Consider the following 21,109-nt stretch of genomic DNA (forward strand, 5'->3'; position numbering starts at 1 on the left):
GGGCACGTTTTCAGACTTTGTTCGATGGCCCACGGAGCTTGTGTCGCAATGCGATGTATTGCGCACTCATGCGCTTGGTCGGCACTTCATCGGGGCTTAATATGGACCCAAAAAAGAACATCGGTTGCTCAAGTCAGGGAAGCATCGGGAGCGGGGACATCTTGGCGAATTACCTAGAAGAGTATTGCGCGCGAATCCGTCGTGGCGGCATTCGCGGTATCGCAGATAAGCCAGTCGTTGTGGATCAGGACGGGACCTATGTCATGAAGTACGTTCCGTTCGAGCATCGAAACGAAAACGCCAGACTGATACTGGTCAGTACCACGCCGGGCCATGCGCATGTGCAACTGGCTGCGACGGTGACCGACGAGTTGCTGCGCGCACACGCGCCCGGCCGCGTCATTCAGCGCGAACACAAAAGGCGGGTGGAACTTGGCGGGCGCATGGTTCGGCCCAATCTGATCCGGATGCTCGATCACTTCCGGATTCCCGAGCTGATCGGCCAGCCGCACGCCGCCGCACTCTGGAACGATGGATTCGAGGCGATCCAGCCATTGGCCGTGTTGCCGCACGCCACTACCCGGCGCGGCCTGGTGTTTGATGGCACGCTGGAAGACCTGCTCGATGCCCCCATGCTGCGGATAGTGTTCGACAACCTGTTCCTCGGGGCGCTGCGGCAATGCCGCCCCGATGCCGTGTATGTCGCGCTGGGCCGTACCGCATGGGCCGCCTTGCAGCACGCGGCCAGCTTGGGCTTGCTTGCGCACGACCAATTGCTGGGCATGATGCCCGTGCCGGCACGCGCGGGCAGCATGGTGCGCTACTTCCTGCGCGAAATCAGCGAGCACGACCTTTCGCCCAACGATCCGGTGCGGCATCGGATCGATTGGCTCGATGCCGCTCATGCCGAGGTCGAAGTCAGGGTTCGCCGCCTGCGGGCACGCGCGGCGCCGGCCACCCGGCCCGACCGGCTGATGGCATGACACGGCGTGCGGCATGGCCGACGGCCATTTGTGCCGCATGCCCCACCTCGGTGGGGATCAGCCGACCTGCGAAGTGTCGATAACTCTCCTTGAGGAATCTGACCTCCTCGCATTCCCGATTCGCGGCCCCCGTAAGCACGGCGGGTCGCTATTTTTTTGGCCGGCGCAACGCCGCGCCTCGACTGAGCGGCTGACGTAACGCCGACTTTCTGCAACTTTCAGACTCGTTGCGGAAATTTCCCACAGCAATTGCGGAAGCGTCGCATTTTCGGCGGGGGGAGCCCTCCTTATACTGGGTCGCCATGTGAAACAGTGGCCCATCCCGTTGGCCATGCGAGCAAGGCATGACAACCATCCTGATCGTCGACGATCATCCGGCGTTGCGACTCGCCCTGCGGGCACAGCTGTCGCAGTTGCCGGACATCAAGCGCATCGCCGAAGCCGACAACGGCCAGACCGCCGTCGATCTGGTCAGGCAATACCGGGCCGACCTCGTTATCCTGGACCTGGACATTCCACGCATGAGTGGACTGGACGCCGTACCGCGCATGCGGGCGGCCCACCCCGGTGTGCGCGTGCTGGTGCTGACCGCGCAGGATGCCGTGCCGTTCGCTGCCCGCGCGATGCAGGCCGGCGCGCAAGGCTTTGTCAGCAAGACCCAGGATCTGGAAGCCATCGTGCGCTGCGTGCAAAGCGTGCTTGGCGGATTTTCGGTGTTTCCGTCATGCACGCCCCGCGACATGCCGCGCGACCCACAGCGCGACGGGCAATCTCCAAACGACACCGAAGGGCTGGGAAAGCTCACCGACAAGGAGATGGAAGTCCTGCGCATGCTCACGCGCGGCATGACGAACAAGGCCATCGGCAAGGCCCTGTTCATCAGCAACAAGACCGTGAGCAGCTACAAGACGCGCATCATGAACAAACTCGGCGCCGAATCCCTGGTCGATCTGGTCGACTTTGCGCGCCGCTGCCGGCTGGTTCCATGAACACTGGTACGGCATGCATCCATCTCACCGCCGAAGAACGCCACGCCATCGGCGTTGCGGTGCGGGGTGCGGCATGCCACGACGCCACTGTACAAGCCATGCTGGTGGCCCGCCTGCTGGACGGCAATGCCGCCGACGCGCGCGCCTTGCGCAAGGCCATCGCCCTGCGGGACTGGGCCGCCGTGCAGCGCAGCCTGCATCGCATCAAGGGCAGCGCGGCTCTGGCGCGCTGCAACACGCTCGTAGCGGCCGGCAAGTCACTGGAATCGGCCGCCGGCCAAGCCAATGCCGCGGTCGTCAACACACTGTTTCCGCGATACACCGCTATCCTGAAGGAGTTCAATGACACACTACTGGCTTTGCGTCCGGGGCAAGGCAGCACTGGCGAGCACAACCCGGACGCATTCCCTTCAACGAATTTGAAGTAACCCGGCGATTCAGCCGCATGCAAGCCACGCGGCGCGCTGGCACACTACACACCGGTCCGGCGGTGCCCCCTTGCTTCAACGCCGCCGGCAATGACCAAACGCGGGAGACATGTCGTGGGTGATCTGCAGGCCTTGCTCGAAGGCCATGGATTGAGTCTGGTATTCCTGAACGTGCTGGCCGAGCAGGCGGGTCTGCCGGTGCCGGCCTATCCGATGCTGTTCGTGGCCGGCGCACTGTCGATGCAGGAGACCGGCCCGTCGATTGGTGCGGTCCTGTTCGCGGTCATCGCCGCCTGCCTGATCGCGGACAGCGCCTGGTACTTCGCCGGCAAGCGGCTGGGCCAGCCCATGCTGCGCACGATCTGCCGGGTGTCCCTGTCGCCCGACACCTGCATCCGCCAGACCCAGTCGCTGTACCTGCGGGTGGGTCCGCGATCGCTGGTATTTGCCAAGCTGTTGCCCGGTGCAGGGGCACTCTCCACGGCCATGGCGGGCATGACGGCCACGCCCTTCCTGACTTTCCTGTGCTACGACGCGCTCGGCGCACTGGTCTGGGCCGGCGGGGCGCTGCTGGCCGGCGTGGTCTTCAGCGACTTCGTCGACACGATCCTGGCGGCGTTCAGCGCCTATGGCCACGTCGCTGTCCTGGTTGCGCTGGGCGGATTCGCCCTGTTCATCGTCTGGCGCTTCTGGCAACGCTGGCGCCTGCTGCGCCGCACGGGCCGCATCCCCCGCATGACCGTGATGGAAATGGAACAACGCCGTGGCGCGGCCGACCGCCCCATGGTGGTGGTCGATGTCCGGGCGCATGGCACGACGCCGATCGAGCGGATTCCCGGCGCCCTGGTCATGGAAATGCGTGGACCGTTCAGCGCACTGGCCGATCACGACAAGGGCACCGACATCGTCGTCTACTGCGCCTGCCCGCATGAAATGTCGGCGGCCGTGCTCGCCGAGCGGCTGCGTGCGGCCGGCTACCCGAACACCTGGGCACTGGCCGGCGGCTTCGATGAATGGAAGCGCCTGCAAGGCGCACTGAATCCGGTGCCGGCCAACACGCCCGACGCGCCGACCCAGGCGGCCGCGCACTAGGGCCACGCCCGGCCCAAGCCGATCGCCGCTTTCCGTTCTGCTGCCGCTCCTATACTGACCCCAGACGGTCTGTGCGCGAAAGGGGCGGGCATGCCGGATGCCAACCAGGGCTGGGACGATTCCGGGTGGGACGATGAAGCCGCCCGAGTGACGCATCGTCGTCGCGCGCTGCGGCTGCCCGCCGCGCCGGCCGCGCGCCAACGCGTGGCTCTGGCGTTGTCCGGTGGCGGCCTGCGGGGCGCCGCCTTCTGCCTGGGCGTCATGCAGGCGCTGTCCGAGTCAGCTTATCCCCCGTCGCCCCTTTCCCCAGACAGTGGCATGCCAGCCTCGACGCCGCCAGGCCAATCGCTGCTGGCCCGTTTCGACTACCTGTCGACGGTTGGCAGCGGCAGTTTCATCGGCGCATTCTTTACCAGCCTGTTCGTACCTGGCCGGCTGGAGCCAGGGAGCACCCCCCGGCAAGCCGCCGAATCCGCCTATGGCACCTTGCAAGGCAATTCGAACGCCCCGGCCGGCCGCCGCGCCATGGCGTGGCTGCGCGAGCGTAGCCGTGGGCTGACATCGGCAGATGCTGGGGACGGCCTGTGGGCGGCCATCGTCGTGGTGCGCAACTGGTTGGCAATGCAGTGCATTCTCGGCAGCATGCTGCTGGCGATCCTGGCCCTGCTGGCGCTTGGGCTGCATCTGATGATCGGCGCGTGGCCCGGCGTGGGCCGCGACGAGATGACGCTGCTCTACGCCGCGCGACGGGCCTTCAACGAGAACCTTCCCGCCGTCTGGTGGAGCGAATACCTGTGGCTGCCGATCGCATCGGCGCTGTTGCTGGCCGCACCGCCGGCCATGGCCTGCTGGCTCCTGTCTCCGCGCACGGACGATGCCGGCCAGCCGGCCCGTGCCTTGACGCGGGCGGTGCTGCTGACCGGCATGGCCAGCGCGCTGGTGCTGATGGAAACCTTCAAGACGGCCCTCCTGATCTGGCTCGTTGTGGCCACCGGACTGGTCGTACTGCTGCCGGCGCCGCGCACCGTGGCCGCGTACCGTGCGCGGGCCGCGCGTGCGTTGCGCGCCGCGGCCACGCTGACAGCCGGGCTGGCGGCGCTGGGTGTGGCCGACACCATCGCCCGCAGCTGGTATCTGTATGGATCCATGGCCGCGCACCCCTGGCGCGTGGCCGGCCCCGCCCTGACTGCGGCCGCGCTGGCCTGGCTGGTCCATCACGGCGCCACCCGCCGCGCTGCCATCCCGCGCGCTGCCACCGCCGCGACGGGCGCGACATGGCGCTGGCTTCCCGCGCCGTCTCTTGCCGCACTGCTGACAGGCGCCGCCGCGGCCACGCTGGCGCTTCTGCTCGTCGCGCTGTGGTCGTGGCTCGTGCTCTGGGTGCGCTGGGACGGCGGGGAACCCGTCGATTGGCTGGTTTTCGGCAAGGCGTGGACCACGTCGTCCCTGGTCGCGCTGGCCTTGATCGCACTGGCCATTGCCATCGGCGTGGGGCGCGGCGTTGGCCTGGTGAATCTGTCGACGCTGCAGCCGCTTCATGCCGCGCGGCTCACGCGTATTTATCTAGGGGCCTCCAATGGGCAGCGCCATGCCGCCACCGATGCGGCAAACCGGACCACCCCGACGCCCGGCGACGCGCTGGCGCTCGACGGGTACTACGATCCGCGCGCGTTGGCGCCGCTGCATCTGATCAATGTGACGCTGAACGAGTCGATCGACCTGGCGGGACAGCGGATTCCGTGCGGCCGGCGGGGTCGGCCGCTTTGCGTCGGACCCGGCTCCCCCCATGCATTGCCACCCGCCGCAGGGCTCGCCACGCCGGGCCACTATGTTCGGATCACTGTCGATGGCAAGCCATGCCACGGCGCGCTCGGCGAGCCAGATGGCATGCCAGGCGGTGCGCAGCTACGTGCCGTCGGCGACTGGATCGCGCTTTCCGGCGGTGCCGTGCCCATCGGGCCAGGCAATGCCGCCACGCCGGGCGCTTCGCTGCTGGTCGGGCTGGCCAATCTGCGTCCCGGGATCTGGTGGCAAGGACGCATGACGGCCCATGGCGCCAGCCATCCGCGCCGACCCGGCTGGTTCGGCCAGCTGTTCCGCACCCAATACCAGTTGGCCTGCGAACTGACCGGGCGCTTCCATGGCATGCGGGGCGGCTGGCAGTATCTGTCGGATGGCGGCCACTTCGACAACACGGCGGTCTACGAACTGCTGCGGCCCGAGCGGCAGGTGGGCCTGATCGTGCTGTGCGATGGTTGGGGCGATCTTGGACGCGATGGCGGCAACCGCTTTGCCGACCTGGACAACCTGATCGCGCGTGCGCGCGCGGACCTGGGCCTGAGGATCGAGGTAGACCCCGCTGCCGCGCGTGACCCCGTGCTGGGCACGGTTTTCGGCACGCCAGACGACCTTTCCGGCGACGCTCCGGCCGATGCCGGCGACAAGTTTGCAGTGCTTCTGAATGTCCACGAGGCGGGACAGGCCCGCCCGCCCCGGGCCCGCATCATTGTCATCAGGCCGTGCCTCGCCGGCTGGGCCCCCGACGCGGTACGCCCGTGCGACGCGCTGCATCCGGCATCCCCCCCCGAAGACCGAACTCACGCATTTTTCGGAGATTTGCGATGGGAACACCATCGCGCGCTGGGGCGGGCGCTTGGCCTGCGCATCGCCACGGGGCCGATCGGCGCACGACTGTTCGCGCGGCTTCCATGAGGCCCCACGGCCAGCATGGCCTCTTGCGCGGCGCCAGCACGATCGCTCGGCTGTGACTACCATAGCCCGTCCCTGAGTTCAAAAGACGTGCGGCATACGTCGCGCGTGGCAACCGATGATTCCCTATTCCCTGCTCGATCTTTCGCCGATCGCGGAAGGCAGCGACGCGGCCCAGGCCATGCACAACACGCTGGACCTGGCCCGGCACGCGGAACGCCTGGGCTTTCGCCGCTTCTGGCTCGCGGAGCACCACAACATGCCCGGCATCGCCAGCGCGGCCACCGCCGTGCTGATCGGCTACGTGGCGCAGGGCACGTCGACCATTCGCGTCGGCTCGGGCGGCATCATGCTGCCGAACCATTCGCCACTGGTGGTGGCCGAGCAGTTCGGCACGCTGGCATCGCTCTATCCGGGCCGTATCGACCTGGGCCTGGGCCGCGCGCCGGGATCGGATCAGGCCACGGCGCGGGCGCTGCGTCGCCATCTCGATCACGACACCGCCGACAGCTTTCCGCAGGACGTTGAGGAGTTGCAGGCGTACTTCGACGACGTGCGCCCAGGCCAGCGCGTGCGCGCCGTGCCTGGCGCCGGGCTGAAGGTGCCTCTATGGCTGCTCGGCTCCAGCCTGTTCAGCGCCCAACTGTCGGCCGCAATGGGGCTGCCCTTCGCATTCGCGTCGCACTTTGCACCGGGCTTCATGCGCCAGGCCGTTGACCTGTACCGCCGCACGTTCCGGCCATCCGATCAACTCGACCGGCCGCACGTGATGCTGGGGCTGAACGTATTCGCCGCCGACACCGACGACGAGGCGCGCCGCCTGTTCAGTTCGCTACAGCAGCAGTTCCTGTCCCTGGTGCGCGGCACCCCCGGCCAGCTCAAGCCGCCCGTGGACGACATCAGCCGCCTGTGGGACGCCAGCGAGGCCGATCACATCCGCCGCTCGCTGGCCTGCTCCGTGGTGGGCGACCCGTCAACGGTACGCGACGGCATCCAGCGTTTTGTCGACGACCTGCGCCCCGACGAACTGATGCTGACCGGCCAGATCTATGACCACCCGGCACGCCTGCACTCCTTCGAGATCGCGGCGGACGCGATGCAGGCAGTGCAGAGGACGGCGGTGATTTGAAAGGGCGGTGGGCCTGCAACTAATTATCGATTCCGTCGACAGGGTCCACCGTCTCGATGCCGCGAAAAGCGCGCGGGCTAATAGAAACATAATCCCCCGCTTGACACACGTGGTTCGCAACAGGACGCCCACCTTTCACTACGTAGACTCCGCTTGGGTGACCCTGATACAGCACGTAATCATAAGCCCCCGAGCGAAATTTCACATGAGTGAAACTGACGTTTCCTGCGGCGATGTCACTGATTGAAAAGATATTCTTCGGAGGCGAAGGAAGTGCAGGATATTGAAGTTCAATCGCTTCCGGCATTCCAAATCTGTATTGAACATATCCATTACCAGGGGATATATTTCCGGACGCACATAGCGAGACGATTTTTTTACCGACCAGGCAACTGAAATATACTTCCTCAGAGGAACCGCACAACGTCGTCTCGTCGGCTCCCGCGACGGCAGGCAACGCCATCTGCAACGAGATACAGGCCATGACGCGCGCAGCAATTTTGATTTTGTCGTTCAATCGAAAATCCCTTTTTCGTAGATCGCCTTAAAGTTTCGCACCCGCTTCTCATAGCTGTCGGTGTACATGTTTATGATCTTGGTTATCTTATTTACCTGCTCATCTGCCGCCCCTTTATCGGCAATTCCCGGGAGTCGATTTTTTACCCAAAAATACGCGGCCGAGCGCATCGCATATTTTGGCTGACGCAGCAGATCGGGTTCTTCTTCAAAATCGACGATTTCTTCCGGCCATTCCTTTTGGTTTGTCGCATGCCACTGAGTAAAATCGCGATAGTTTGCCCTGCCTGTAAGCTGCTTGATTCCTCTTCCCCTATATCTCCATCCATCGCCGCTTTCATAACTTCCATTTCCGAGGTCTTTGCGACCGCCATAGGCTCCATTGGCAATAGCTTCGAAATCATCTTGCGTCATCGCCTGACCGTCCGCCTTAATTGGCCGAACTTTGTCATATCCGTGAAGTTCGGCTTCCTTCGGATATTCTCGAAAATACGAAAATACTGACAAGGCACTCGCCTTCCATATAAACCCTTCCTCAAGCCTCAGGGAGGCTCCGGTTTCCTGCATGACTTGCGCAAAAAAATGGATTCGCCGGAGTGGCGTGTCCAACTTATAAAATTCAAGATGTAGGTTAATCTCTTCCGTGATTTCCAAAAGGTCGGATCTTTTTGCCGTTGGGAACAAGGACTCCAACATTGCAATTGTGAATTTGAATAGACCCCGGCCAAAATTCCCCACCAGCGCGACAGGATGAATATGAAACACCTCCGGCCCCGGCAGGTCGGACAGAGCAGCTTTCACGTCATCCCACCAGACGAGGTCTTCGATTCGTTTTTGCTCGGCCTCGTGTTGTCGCGCTTCTCCAAGGGCCGTGACGAGCCGCTTCCATTTGGCAGGATTAGCCCATTCGCTTTCGTGCTTGATGATGAGCCGCGACATCGTCAGAGCACGCCACGGGTCGTTAGCCACGCAACATAATTCGTCGGCGGCGCGCCTGTCGTCGTGCGCGGGGTAGATTGCGCGATAGATTGCAGTCATCAGCGGGCTCAGTTTGGAGAGTGCCGCAGACTCCGGCACGTCCGCCCCCGTTACATAGTCGACGTATGACTGGGTAGCCGCAAACAACGTATGCGTCGGGTCATGCGCGTGTTCCAATGTGTCAAAGTCGATCCACGATTGTGGGAATTCACGGGTCACGCGACCACCGGCGAAGTTTTGCTCTCGCACCCAACCGCTGATGGGGTTGCGTAGCATGGTTGCACCGCCCACTTTCCACCAGTTCAGCTTGAGGTTGTCGGTTCCCGGTGCTAACTCCGCATAGCGGTTCTCCGAATTCCGAGACAGTTCCGAGAATTTTTCAACGACAATGACATCGGTGCGGGGTGCGTCCTTTCCCTCGTGCAATGCTGCCTTGTACAGCTTGGTTCCTTTTCCCACACGCAGGATCGTTGGCTCCGCCGGCAGCCCAAGCGCCTTCCATTCCTTGGGGTAAGTAGACTTCTCCGCAATCCACTCTCGTCCTTTCGCAAGGAACGACTTGATGTCATCCCCGCAAAACACCTCGACATGCGTCATCCGGCTGGAGGTTTTCTGATTCAGAGAATCGTAGCGCCCCAGGTAGCCAATCAGCTCGCCTGCCTTGATCTTGACGGGTGGTGTCGGAACGACCACCTTGTCGAGGTGATCCTCCGGCATGACTTCCTCGACGACATGCCCGCCGTGTTCCTTGCCCAGGAAGACCCATCCCCCAAGGGCGGCAGTCGGCGCCGCAAACGCGCCCGCCTTGGGCGGATACGGCCGCGCCTCGTGGATATTCTTGATCTTGCCCCAGTTCCCGGCACGCTCGCTGATGCTGAACTGGGTGCCCTGCGGCAGGATGCAAAGCGGTCTGCCATAAGGGCGGGTCGCGCGCACGCGTAGTCCTTGCTGCTCTGCGGGGCCGGGCTGTCCGTGGGTGCCTCTGGAAGGCTTGTCCCGAGCAAACGTCGTGACCTTGAACTCGGGCGACCAGTACGCCGGCCTAGGTAGCCGGGTTTCGTCCTCATACCCCCTGAGGTCCTGCAAGTGCATGTACAGGCTGAAGAACGTGAGCGTGGTGCCGCGCGGAAACTCCATCGCGTGGCGGACGAGGGCAAAGCCGGTGCTATAGGGGGCATTGACCGCCGGGTTGTCGTCACCTGCGGGCAATTCGCTGACCGGATAAGCCTTGTTCAAACGCCACGCCACAACCTCGCCATCGGCTATGCAACGCACGCCAAGCCTGATGTCCAGGAATTGGCCCGCCCCTGCTTCCGAGATATGGATACCGCCATGCCACATGCCGCTGCGGCTGACCGAATAGCCACCGGATGGCTCGTTCTTTAGCAGCCTGTGGAATTCATGCTCGTCGATAATCTCGACCGCAGAGGCATTGTTCCCCTGCCCCTTCTTGCGCATCGGAAAAGTGAAGCGCAACGGCTTCAACGGTGGCAGGCGCGGCGTAGTCGGCTTGCTGTTCGACATTGTCCGCCTTAATTGGAGATTCCAGAATTCATATCGCCCTCGACGTCGCGAGCCGACGACTTCGTCCGAATACTGTCGCCGGCGGAATACCTAGCGGCGCACAGTAAGCGATCTGTCCGGGCGCGGTAAACCTTCACTGCACGAATTCCGGTTCGTTCACGATCTAGCGCAATAGCCATGCAGATTAAGGCTATGCCTATGTGGCGCCGTCAGGTCGAGGGGCGAGCAAATCGAGGCAAGCCGTCTGATCGAAACGCTCAAACAAAAAACCGCAGCCGAAACCGCGGTTTTTTTCATCAGGCCGATGGCGGCGATGGCGCCGCGTTGCTTCAGACCCGTGCCAGGCGGAACGTCGAGACGGCGCGCATCATCGATTCGGCCTGCTCGGCCAGCGACTGGGCGGCGGCGGCGGCTTCTTCCACCAGTGCGGCGTTCTGCTGGGTCACCGAGTCCATCTGCGTGACGGCCTGGCCGACCTGCTCGATGCCGGTGCTCTGTTCGGCCGATGCGGCGCTGATCTCGCCCATGATGTCGGTCACGCGGCGGACGGCGCCGACCACTTCCTGCATGGTCTCGCCGGCCTTGGTCACCAGCGTGGAGCCGTTGTCCACCTGCGCCACCGAATTGTCGATCAGTGTCTTGATTTCCTTGGCCGCGTTCGCGCTGCGCTGGGCCAGGCTGCGCACCTCGCCGGCCACCACGGCAAAGCCACGGCCTTGTTCGCCCGCGCGGGCGGCTTCCACGGCGGCATTCAGCGCCAGGATGTTGGTCTGGAAGGCAATGCCTTCGATCACGCCGATGATGTCGACGATCTGGCGCGATGCCTGGTTGATCTCGCCCATCGTGGCCACCACCTCGCTGACCACTTCGCCGCCACGGTTGGCGATCTCCGAAGCGTTCACGGCCAGTGCGCTGGCCTGACGCGCATTGTCGGCGTTCTGGCGCACGATGCCCGTCAGTTGTTCCATGCTCGATGCGGTCTGCTCCAGCGCCGAGGCCTGTTCCTCGGTGCGCTGCGACAGGTCGTGGTTGCCGGCCGATATCTGGTGGGTCGCGGTGGCGATCGAACCGGCCGCGCCGCGGATGTCGCCCAGCGTGGCCGACAGGCGGTGCTGCATCTGCTGCATCGCGGCCAGCACGCTATGGTGGTCGTCGGCACGCACCTGCACCGGCACGGTCAGGTCGCCGCCGGCGATGCGCGCCACGGCTTCCACGGCGTAGGCCGGCTCACCGCCCAGGCTGCGCTTGACGGTACGCATGATCATGCCCATCACGGCGGCGATCAGGGCGCCGATCAGCAGCGTGCTCAGCAGCGCGTTGATCAGGTTGGCGCGGAAGGCGTCCTCGATGTCGATCAGGAACACGCCGGTGCAGACAAACCAGTCCCAGTCGGCCACGTAGCGGCCATAGGTCAGCTTGCGCTGGGGGTTCTCGGTGCCGGGCAGGCGGCCGCGATAGGTGGAAAAGCCGGCGTCCTCGCCAGTGGTGCGGCGCGCGCCCTCGATGATGGCGCGGTACACGTACACGCCGTCCGGGTCCTTGAATTCGCCAACCTGGTTGCCCTCGGTCTGCGGCAGGCCCGGGTTCAGGATCACCTGCGGCTTGGAGTCGACAATGAACAGGTAGCCGTTCTGGCCGAAGCGCATCGCGCGCAGCGCGTCCTTGGCGGCCTTCTGGGCGTCTTCCTTCGACATCGTGCCCTTGGCGGCGCGCTCGGCATACAGCTTGACGATGCCCTCGCCCGTCGCCACCAGCGACTGCAGGCCGTCGCGGCGCTCGGCCATCATCACGGACTTGGTGTGGAAGGCGTTCCAGGCGCCGAGCGCCAGCAGCAGCACCCACATGACGGCGAGTGCCGCCCAAAGTTTGGCATTGAGGGTAAGTCGGTTCATGATGCGACAGGCTGAGGTGTAGGGGAGAACTCCGCGGGACCCTTCGCGGGAGGGCTTTGTTTGCCTCGGAGATAACGGCATTTGCGGCGCAACTTTTTAGCACCAGACTGGCGCATGGCGTAAGCTGCACGTGAGATCCGTGACCGGACGTTGCCAGGCCAACCTTTCGAGCTGCCATGACCTTGATGCACGCCACGACGTTTTCGTTTGTCGATTTCCCCCCCACCGAGGCCGATCCGCTGCAGGGCGAACTGACGCTGCTGGACCACGCCGCCCGTTCGGGTCCGGTAGCCCAGTTATGGGAAGCGCCGCTGTCGCTGGTGATTCCGCGCAGCTACCTGCGCCAGCCCGGCATCGAGGCGGCCCGCGCGGACTTTGCCGCCAAGGGGTGTCCGGTCTGGCTGCGCATGTCGGGCGGCGGCCTGGTGCCGCAGGGGCCGGGCATTCTCAATGTCAGCCTGGCCTATGCCGTGCCCAAGGGCGCCGCCAGCTGGATGGAACCTGTCTACCTGCACCTGTGCGAGGTCATCGCCGCCGGCCTGCGCCAGGTGGGTGTGGAAACGCACTGGCAAGCCGTGGAAGGATCGTTCTGCGATGGCCGGTACAATCTGGCCTGGGGCCCCGGCGACCGCGCACGCAAGATCGCCGGCACCGCCCAGTACTGGCGGCGGGCGCCGGCCGACGTGCAGACGCCGGACGGCCAGCGCCATCTGGTGCTGGCGCACGCCATCCTGCTGGTGGATGCCGATCCGGAAGACATCAACGCGCGCGCCAATGCGTTCGAGGCGGCCATTGGTAGCGGCCGGCACTATGACCCGGCCAAGGTGGTCAGCGTCAGGGAAGCCGCCGGGCTGGACGACGCCAGCGGCCTCACCGCGCGCGTGTCATCGGCGATTCAGGCAGCCATTGCGGCCTCCACGCCGCCCGGTAGTTAGGTGGCGGCCTGCCAGGGCTACTTGCCGGGCTGGAAGCCGATATCGCCGTACCAGGCTCGCGCCGTGGCGCCGGTGTTGTCGGTGTCGGTCAGGATGCCGTAACCGGTGAGCTTGCCCGGCGCTTCGTGGAACGCCTTCTGGAAGTCGCTGACCACGTTGCGGCGCAAGGTCTGCCATTTGCCGGCCTCGTTGCCCACCACGATCATCTGTACGCGGCTGGTATGCGGATTGGCGATGACGGTGCCCACCGGCGCGCTGTTGGTCCAGATATACATCAGCGTGGCGTAGGGCAGCTTTTCCCCTGCCACGCCGGCGGCAAGTGCCTCGGCACGGTCGCCGATCGACAGGTTGCTGCTGCGGCCGTCAAAGAAGAACACCAGGCGAGCCGGGGCATCCTCCCTGGCGCCCACGCTGTTGTCGGCACCCGGGATGGCCGCCGCCACTTTCCAGCGCCATTCCACGACCGGCGTCTTCGACAGGTCGATATCGCCTTCGTGGACCAGGCCCGACGCGGCGCCGGCGGCGTCGGCCTGCAGCACCGTGGTACCGTTCGCGGCGACCAGCGCATAGCGGGTCAGCTTCTTGCCGGATACCACCGGGCGGTTCTGCCAGCCATCGGGCAGCGCGCCACCGGGCTTGCCGGCCGAAAACGAAACGCCGGGGCCGTCCGCCAGCGCCGGCAGGGCGGCGCAGCACAGCAGGGCGGACAACAGGACTGCAATAGGGGGGCGGACCATGGGACGGCCTTCGTGTTCGGGTGAAAGGGTTCGCGCAAGCGTCGCGAGTTCCTCATCATTCTAGGTAGCCGGCCGGCAACGTGCCGTGAGCCGGCGACTGATTGCACGATCGGACGCGCGCTGACATCCCCTCAACGACGGGAAAAAGGAATGCGGGGATGGGACTGCTGATCGAAGCCATCGGCTGGCTGTTCATGGAACTGATCGTCTACGGGGTGTTCTATGCCATCGGCTGGGTCGTGCTGATGGCCATCACCTTCGGCGCCTATCCGGGCCGCTGGCGGGGACCCGACAACTATGTCGATGCCGAATGGACGGCCTTTGCCGGTTTGATCGCCACGGTCAGCGCCGTGGTCGTTGTTTTTAAATTGCTTTGAAGATCACTTTTACTTTGCGCCCCACCGTATTACCGATGTTCCGTCCCCTCGTCGCAGCGGCCATCGCCGCCACGCTGGCCTTGTCCGGCTGCGCGGTGGGGCCGACCACACCCCTGCCGCCCGACACCGCCGCCCGCCTGGCGCCGGTGCGCTTTCTGCTGACGTTGGACGATGGCCCGGACACCGGCCCCTTTGGCGGGACGCCGCTGATCCTGCGCCAGTTCGCCGACAATCCGGTCACGCCGGGCGTCAAGGGCATCTTCTTCGTCCAGACCGAAAACCCGCGCCGCGGCGGCGGCCCGGAAGGCCGCGCGCAGATGCACGAAACCTGTGCACAGGGCCAGCTGATGGCCGTCCACAGCGGCATGGTCGGGGGCCATATTTCCCATACGAAGCTGGCGCCCGACGTCCTGGCGGCATCGCTGCGGCGCGGCCAGGCCGACATCGCGGCCCAGTGCGGCCAGGCGCTCGCCGTGGTGCGTCCGCCCAACTGGGCCTATAGCGCCGGCACGCAGGCCGTGTATGCCCAGGCGGGCCTGGGGATGCTCATGGCCGACGCCAGCGCGCGCGACGGCAAGATCTATGGCTGGACCATCAGCCTGCGCCGACGCCCGCACATGCGCCGCGAACTGGAGAACGTGGGCCAGGCGATGGTGGCCCACCGTCTGCCGGCCGTGGACGGTGTGACGCCAGTGATCGTGGCCTTCCACGACTCCAATGGCTTCACGGCATCGCATATGACGGAATACCTGCGCATCCTGGTGGAAACCGCTCGCGACAACGGCTTGCCACTGGCCGACCCGCCGTTCTATACCGATACTCAGGCAGCCGCGCGTGCAGCACTGGCGCGCGCCGCCGCAGGCGTCTACGCACGCGAAAGCTGGCCCTGATTTCCCCGCTATGCCTTATGCGGCATGGGGAAATACGCGCACATCGCGGAAGTGCTACGCTTGTCGGCCCGTGGTGCCCGAACCAGGAGAAACACCGTGCCCCGCAAGACCCCCATCGAACGCTACCGCAACATTGGCATCAGCGCCCATATCGACGCCGGCAAGACGACGACGACGGAGCGCATCCTCTTTTACACCGGCGTGAATCACAAGCTGGGCGAGGTCCATGACGGCGCGGCCACCATGGACTGGATGGAGCAGGAGCAGGAGCGCGGCATCACCATCACGTCGGCCGCCACCACGGCGTTCTGGAAGGGCATGGCCGGCAACTATCCCGAGCATCGCATCAACATCATCGACACGCCGGGCCACGTCGACTTCACGATCGAGGTGGAACGCTCGATGCGCGTGCTCGACGGCGCCTGCATGGTCTACGACGCCGTGGGCGGCGTGCAGCCGCAATCGGAAACCGTCTGGCGCCAGGCCAACAAGTACAACGTGCCGCGCATCGCCTTCGTCAACAAGATGGACCGCGTGGGCGCCGACTTCCTGCGCGTGCGCGACCAGATCCTGAGCCGCCTCAAGGGCAATCCCGTGCCGATCCAGATTCCGATCGGCGCCGAGGACAACTTCCGCGGCGTGGTCGATCTGGTCAAGATGCAGGCCATCGTCTGGGACGACGCCAGCCAGGGCGTGCGTTTCGAATACACCGACATTCCGGCCGACCTGAAGGACCTGGCCCAGGAATGGCACGACAAGATGATCGAGGCCGCCGCCGAGGCCAGCGAGGAACTGCTGGAGAAATACCTGGGCGGCGAGGCGCTGAGCGAAGCCGAGATCAAGGCCGCGCTGCGCAAGCGCACGGTGGCCGGCGAGATCCAGCCGATGCTGTGCGGCAGCGCGTTCAAGAACAAGGGCGTGCAAGCCATGCTCGACGCCGTGATCGACTACCTGCCCTCGCCAGTGGACGTGCCCGCCATCCTGGGCCACACCGAAGACGACAAGGAGGCCGAGCGCCATCCGAGCGACGAGGAGCCGTTCTCCGCGCTGGCCTTCAAGATCATGACCGACCCGTTCGTCGGCCAGCTGATCTTCTTTCGCGTGTACTCGGGCGTGGTCAATTCCGGCGACACGGTCTACAACCCCGTGAAGGGCAAGCGCGAACGGCTGGGCCGCATCCTGCAGATGCACGCCAACGTGCGCAACGAAATCAAGGAAGTGCGCGCCGGCGACATTGCCGCCGCCGTGGGCCTGAAGGAAGCCACCACGGGCGACACGCTGTGCGACCCCGACAAGGTCATCATCCTGGAACGGATGTCGTTCCCCGAGCCCGTGATCTCGCAGGCCGTGGAGCCGAAGACCAAGGCCGACCAGGAAAAGATGGGCATCGCGCTGAATCGCCTGGCGCAGGAAGATCCGTCGTTCCGCGTGGCCACCGACGAGGAATCGGGCCAGACCATCATCTCCGGCATGGGCGAACTGCACCTGGAAATCCTGGTGGATCGCATGCGGCGCGAGTTCGGCGTGGAGGCCTCGGTCGGCAAACCGCAGGTGGCCTACCGCGAGACCATCAAGAGCGCGGCCAAGGACGTGGAAGGCAAGTTCGTCAAGCAGTCGGGCGGGCGCGGCCAGTACGGCCACGTGGTGCTCAATGTCGAACCGCTGCCACAGGGCGGCGGCTACGAATTCGTCGACGCGATCAAGGGCGGCGTGGTGCCGCGCGAGTTCATCCCGGCGGTGGACAAGGGCATCAAGGAAACGCTGGAAACCGGCGTGCTGGCCGGCTACCCGGTGGTCGACGTCAAGGCGACGCTGGTATTCGGTTCGTACCACGACGTGGACTCGAACGAAAACGCGTTCCGCATGGCCGGTTCCATGGCCTTCAAGGAAGGCATGCGCCGCGCCAAGCCCGTGCTGCTGGAGCCGATGATGGCCGTCGAGGTGGAGACCCCCGAGGAATTCACCGGCAACGTGATGGGCGACCTGTCGTCGCGGCGCGGCATCGTGCACGGCATGGAGGACATCGCGGGCGGCGGCGGCAAGATCGTGCGCGCCGAGGTGCCGCTGGCGACGATGTTCGGCTATTCCACGTCGCTACGCTCATTGACGCAAGGCCGCGCCACGTTCACGATGGAATTCAAGCACTACGCGGAAGCGCCGGCCAATGTGGCCGAAGCCGTGATCAGTTCGCGCAAGACCTGAGCTGCCCCGGGCCTGCCGGCCTGAAGGCAACGCGGCGCGCCAGTACGCTGGCGCGCCGCCGATGTACCCCGGTTCGTCACATGACGGTGGCACAATGGGCCACCGGTCCCTCTTCGCAACGGAAGGAGCGCATCATGATGGCATTTCTCGGTACGGTATTCGTTGGCCTGATCGTCGGACTGATTGCCCGGGCCATCAAGCCCGGCGACGACAAGATGGGCTGGATCATGACCATCGTCCTTGGCGTGCTGGGCGCGCTGCTGGCCGGCTATGTGGGCCGCGCGATGGGGTTCTACCGCGCGGGCGAGCCGGTAGGCTGGATCGCCTCGATCATCGGCGCCATCATCCTGCTATTTATTTACGACGCGGTCCGCCGCAAGCGCTAGGTTTGCCGGCGCCGGGTCATCGGTGGCGGGCGCCAGCGAGGCCGTCGAGGGCTGGATCGCCATCATGGTGGTGTCCTGGCAGCGCAGCAGCGTGGCGTCGCTGCCAGGCGCGGCCATGGCCGTGATCTGCGGGGCCAACGCCCGCAGCACCCGCACCGCCAGCGCGCTAGTGAACGAGTAGCGCGCCGCATACGGCTCGCGGACGTGCAGCGTCACCGTGCCGAAGTACCGATTGCCCACCAGGAACACGAACGTCGCCGAGCGGTTCACCGTGCGCGACGCGATCACGCGCCCGCCCGGCCCGTAGGTCTGGAACACCTGCTCGCCCGTGCCGGTCTTGCCGGCAACCAGCAGCGGCGCCCCTTGCGGCTGGCCCTTGTGGTTCACCGGCACGAACGCGCCGTTGATCGACTTGGCCGTGCCGCGCTGTACCACGTCCAGCATCGACTGCCGCACCAGCACCGCGATCTCAGGCGCGAGCAGCGGCTTGCCCGGGCTGGGTTGCAGGCTGTACGTGGTGGCGTATGGCGTAGCCGACGCAAAGGCGAACGTGCGCACCGTGGACGGCTGTGCATCCACGCCGTTGTTCAGGATGATGCCGGCCAGCTCGGCCAATGCCGAAGGCCGGTCGCCCGAGGCACCGATCGAGGTGGCGTACGACGGCGTCAGCGTATCGAACGGATACCCCAGCCGCTGCCAGCGCCGGGCGATCTTCTCGAAGGCCTCGCGTTCCAGCAGCGTGCGGATGCGGCCATCCTGCCCCAGCTTGCTGCGCGTCTTGAACAGCCACACGTACACGGCCTGCCGCTCCTGCGCGCTCTGCTGCAGGACGTCCTTCAGCGGGGCATCAGGATGCGTGCCCAGGTACTCCACCATCCACAGTTCCAGCGGATGGATGCGGGACAGGTAGCCGCGGTCGTTGAGGTTGAACTTGTCGTGGCCGTACTTGGCATAGAGCTTCTGCAGATCCTCGTCATCGAGCTTCTGCCGGGGCATCCACTGCCGCAGCGTGCGGGCGAAGGTCTCGTAATCCGTATTGGGCCGCGCGCTCAGCAACGCCACCGACAGCCGAACCGCGCCCAGGTGCGGCGTGGGCTGCTTCACGCGGCCCAGCAGCACCTGCAGCCGCTCGTCGTTGGTCTTGCCACGGTAACGCTGCCAGAAGTTGACCATGAACGCGCTGCCTTCCTCGTCGGCAAAGCGTTCCAGGTAGGGGCGGCGGCCGGGGTCGTTGCGATCCTCGATCAGCGATCCGGCCTCGGGATGCGCCAGGAACACCTCGTAGCGCACGATGTCGCGCATCATGCGGATGAACACGAGGTTGACCGAATGCTGGAACCCGATGCGCACGGTCATCGGCCGCTCGCCTTCCCACTTCTCGAAATTCGTGAAACTCTGCATGCCGCCGCCTGTATAGAACGCCTCGCCGGGATTGCCCGAATACTTGCGTTCCATCGCGGCGTCGAGCATGGCGGCCCGCTCGCGTTCGGCCGGCTTGGCCTTGATCAGGTAGTCCACGGCCCACCGTGTCAGCGCGTCCTGGCGCGGCACCTGCACCGCCTTCAGTTCGGCCACGCTCATGCCCGCATAGCGGTCGTGCAGCTCGTTGATGACTTCCAGGTAGGTGACCAGCGTGCGCAGCTTGGCGGTGGACCCCAGGTTCAGCCGCGCGCCGGCATTGATGTCGAACGGCTGGTCGACGTTGTCTGTCTGCACCCGCACGACGGCCGCGTTGCCGACACGCTCGAACAGGGTGAAGCTGGCCACGAGCCGCGACGGGTCGTCGCTTTCCTTGAGCAGGTTCTTGCCGTAGAGCCCCATCTCGTGGGCGCCATCCTTGGTACCCACGCGCAGCAGCGTCTCGGTCACCTTGCGCTGTGCCTCGCGATTGACGGTGCTGTCCACGGTCAGGTCGAGCCGGTCCAGGTCGTAGCGGCTGTCCATATGCAACATGTGCTGCACGTCGTTGCGTACCTGGTTGACCGCCTTGCGCGTGACCCAGGGGTCGGGCGCAGGCCGCTTCGGCGGGGCCGCCTTGTCCAGCGACTGCGCCAGCGCGGCGTCGCGCAGCTCCGGCGTGATGGCGTTGGCCGACGCCAGCAGGCGCAGGTAGCTGCCGGTCAGGGCATCCAGGTTGGTATCGTCGCGCCGCAGGTGGTACGACGGGCGCCGCTGCGAGATGATCAGCGACAGCACGCGCTTGTACACCTGTGCCGCGCGCGGCGACGGGTTGCGCGGGTCCATCTCGCGCAGCAGCTGGTTGGCTTCGGCGAAGTCTTCGCCATACCAGACGTACAGCGCGTCGCCGACGCCCTCGATCTCGCCATGACCCGCCCGCGCCGACAGCGGCACCGTGTTGACATAGTCAACCACGATGTTCTCGCGCGCCCGCTGCGTGTCCGGCCCGTCGCGGTAGGCACGCAGTGAAGCGGAGGTCATCTGCCGCAGCTTGTCGGCAATCGATTGCGTCTTGCCTTCGGGCGAATGCCGGTATTTCTCGATCTGCGTGGCCAGCGTGCTGCCGCCGGGATGGCGGTGGTTGCGATCGACCAGGCGGATACCCTGGTCCATGACGGCACGCGAAAACCGGCGCCAGTCCAGCGCCGGGTTCATCATCGGGTATTCGGGGTTGAGCAGGTTCTGGTTTTCGACGAACAGCAGCGACGTGACCAGCACCTTCGGAATCGAATCGAAATTCTCGTATTGCCGCTGCGGATAGCGGTCGTACGACATCGTCAGGGCATTGCAGTCGCGGATCAGCAACCCGGCCTGGGTCTTTTCCCGGTAGGGCGGGAAAATGCCCTGGTCCATCAGCCGGATCATGTCATATGACATGCGCGACTGCGATGTCGTGACGTAGCCTTCTCGAAGTAGTCGTTCGCCGAATTCGCCAAGGCGTTCGTAGCCAAGACGCAGATCGTAGGGGCCGGAGTGCGGATAGCGGATGCTGTCGCTGGGGCCGGGCAAAACCTCGAAGGTCAACGACTTGCCCAGCCGGCTCATATAGCGAGCCTGCCATTGAGAGGTCTGCGCCTCGTTGGAGACGAGGCTCACGACCATGTACGCGCCGCCGCATACGGCGACTGCCATCCCTGCAAGGACCCAGCCACGACGTGACACGTTTTGCATCCGGTTGCGCCGGGCCCACCGTCTCGGCAGGCATCGCCGGCTCAAAGCCTGCGCCACATGACCTTCATTCGAAGGCCACCGCGTGTATTTATATTACGCGGATCGCTGCCGAATGTGCGACCGAAGTTGGCAACCGCACGTATTCAAACGCACCGGCGTGCGTGGCGCGCAACAGGCAGCTTGGGCATCACACCCCCGTGTATTTCCGGAGCG

The 21,109-nt window shown here is 65.1% G+C and carries 16 protein-coding genes; 11 read left to right on the forward strand and 5 right to left on the reverse strand.

The genetic code is table 11. From position 1 onward, the window contains the following. The first annotated feature begins 161 nt into the window (after window positions 1-161). From AC24R4_RS06065 to AC24R4_RS06090, 6 genes are all read left to right on the forward strand, one after another. Complete coding sequence (locus AC24R4_RS06065) at window positions 162-983, forward strand: hypothetical protein (RefSeq protein WP_487522495.1); 822 nt, start codon at window positions 162-164, stop codon at window positions 981-983. A gap of 344 nt (window positions 984-1,327) precedes the next feature. Continuing rightward, on the forward strand, window positions 1,328-1,972 hold the full coding sequence (locus AC24R4_RS06070) for a response regulator (protein ID WP_400397455.1): 645 nt from the start codon (window positions 1,328-1,330) through the stop codon (window positions 1,970-1,972). Beyond that, window positions 1,969-2,400 carry an Hpt domain-containing protein gene (locus AC24R4_RS06075; protein ID WP_487522496.1) on the forward strand — a complete coding sequence of 144 codons (432 nt, stop codon included), beginning with the start codon at window positions 1,969-1,971 and terminating at the stop codon, window positions 2,398-2,400. Before AC24R4_RS06070 ends, AC24R4_RS06075 begins: the two co-directional genes overlap by 4 nt. A gap of 114 nt (window positions 2,401-2,514) precedes the next feature. After that, window positions 2,515-3,492: a DedA family protein/thiosulfate sulfurtransferase GlpE gene (locus tag AC24R4_RS06080; protein ID WP_487522497.1), complete on the forward strand. Its 978-nt coding sequence runs from the start codon at window positions 2,515-2,517 to the stop codon at window positions 3,490-3,492. A gap of 90 nt (window positions 3,493-3,582) precedes the next feature. Next, window positions 3,583-6,204 (forward strand): hypothetical protein, encoded by a 2,622-nt coding sequence (locus tag AC24R4_RS06085; RefSeq protein WP_487522498.1) that lies wholly within the window; start codon window positions 3,583-3,585, stop codon window positions 6,202-6,204. A gap of 115 nt (window positions 6,205-6,319) precedes the next feature. Continuing rightward, entirely contained in the window at window positions 6,320-7,330 is a 1,011-nt protein-coding gene (locus AC24R4_RS06090; RefSeq protein ID WP_400397436.1) for an LLM class flavin-dependent oxidoreductase, read from the forward strand. Between the two features lie 19 nt (window positions 7,331-7,349). Here AC24R4_RS06090 and AC24R4_RS06095 read toward each other — a convergent pair whose 3' ends face one another. The 3 genes from AC24R4_RS06095 to AC24R4_RS06105 form a co-directional block, all read right to left on the reverse strand. Beyond that, window positions 7,350-7,847, reverse strand: a complete 498-nt coding sequence (locus AC24R4_RS06095; protein WP_487522499.1) for a hypothetical protein — start codon at window positions 7,845-7,847, stop codon at window positions 7,350-7,352. Beyond that, on the reverse strand, window positions 7,844-10,348 hold the full coding sequence (locus AC24R4_RS06100; RefSeq protein ID WP_487522500.1) for a glycoside hydrolase family 19 protein: 2,505 nt from the start codon (window positions 10,346-10,348) through the stop codon (window positions 7,844-7,846). Before AC24R4_RS06100 ends, AC24R4_RS06095 begins: the two co-directional genes overlap by 4 nt. A 329-nt stretch (window positions 10,349-10,677) precedes the next feature. Beyond that, window positions 10,678-12,240: a methyl-accepting chemotaxis protein gene (locus AC24R4_RS06105; RefSeq protein WP_400397053.1), complete on the reverse strand. Its 1,563-nt coding sequence runs from the start codon at window positions 12,238-12,240 to the stop codon at window positions 10,678-10,680. 185 nt (window positions 12,241-12,425) lie between these two features. On the opposite strand from AC24R4_RS06105, the gene AC24R4_RS06110 reads away from it, so the two are divergent. Continuing rightward, window positions 12,426-13,175 (forward strand): lipoate--protein ligase family protein, encoded by a 750-nt coding sequence (locus AC24R4_RS06110; protein WP_487522991.1) that lies wholly within the window; start codon window positions 12,426-12,428, stop codon window positions 13,173-13,175. A gap of 17 nt (window positions 13,176-13,192) precedes the next feature. Here the strand turns inward: AC24R4_RS06110 and AC24R4_RS06115 are convergent, their stop codons facing one another. Next, window positions 13,193-13,912, reverse strand: coding sequence for a DUF3047 domain-containing protein (locus AC24R4_RS06115; protein WP_487522501.1), 720 nt, complete (start codon window positions 13,910-13,912; stop codon window positions 13,193-13,195). 158 nt (window positions 13,913-14,070) lie between these two features. Between AC24R4_RS06115 and AC24R4_RS06120 the strand changes: the two genes are divergently transcribed. The 4 genes from AC24R4_RS06120 (at window position 14,071) to AC24R4_RS06135 (ending at window position 17,767) form a co-directional block, all read left to right on the forward strand. Further along, window positions 14,071-14,289, forward strand: a complete 219-nt coding sequence (locus AC24R4_RS06120) for a hypothetical protein (RefSeq protein ID WP_487522502.1) — start codon at window positions 14,071-14,073, stop codon at window positions 14,287-14,289. A gap of 35 nt (window positions 14,290-14,324) precedes the next feature. After that, on the forward strand, window positions 14,325-15,179 hold the full coding sequence (locus AC24R4_RS06125; RefSeq protein ID WP_487522503.1) for a polysaccharide deacetylase family protein: 855 nt from the start codon (window positions 14,325-14,327) through the stop codon (window positions 15,177-15,179). A 96-nt stretch (window positions 15,180-15,275) separates the two neighbouring features. Continuing rightward, complete coding sequence (gene fusA, locus AC24R4_RS06130) at window positions 15,276-17,381, forward strand: elongation factor G (RefSeq protein WP_400394625.1); 2,106 nt, start codon at window positions 15,276-15,278, stop codon at window positions 17,379-17,381. A 134-nt stretch (window positions 17,382-17,515) separates the two neighbouring features. Beyond that, the gene (locus AC24R4_RS06135) at window positions 17,516-17,767 is read left to right on the forward strand and encodes a GlsB/YeaQ/YmgE family stress response membrane protein (protein ID WP_400394623.1); all 252 of its coding nucleotides are present in this window, start codon (window positions 17,516-17,518) and stop codon (window positions 17,765-17,767) included. On the opposite strand, the gene AC24R4_RS06140 is transcribed toward AC24R4_RS06135, so the two are convergent. Further along, window positions 17,732-20,857, reverse strand: coding sequence for a transglycosylase domain-containing protein (locus AC24R4_RS06140; RefSeq protein ID WP_400394621.1), 3,126 nt, complete (start codon window positions 20,855-20,857; stop codon window positions 17,732-17,734). The genes AC24R4_RS06135 and AC24R4_RS06140 overlap by 36 nt on opposite strands. Window positions 20,858-21,109 lie beyond the last annotated feature (252 nt).

This window comes from Cupriavidus sp. CER-90 (assembly GCF_057652055.1).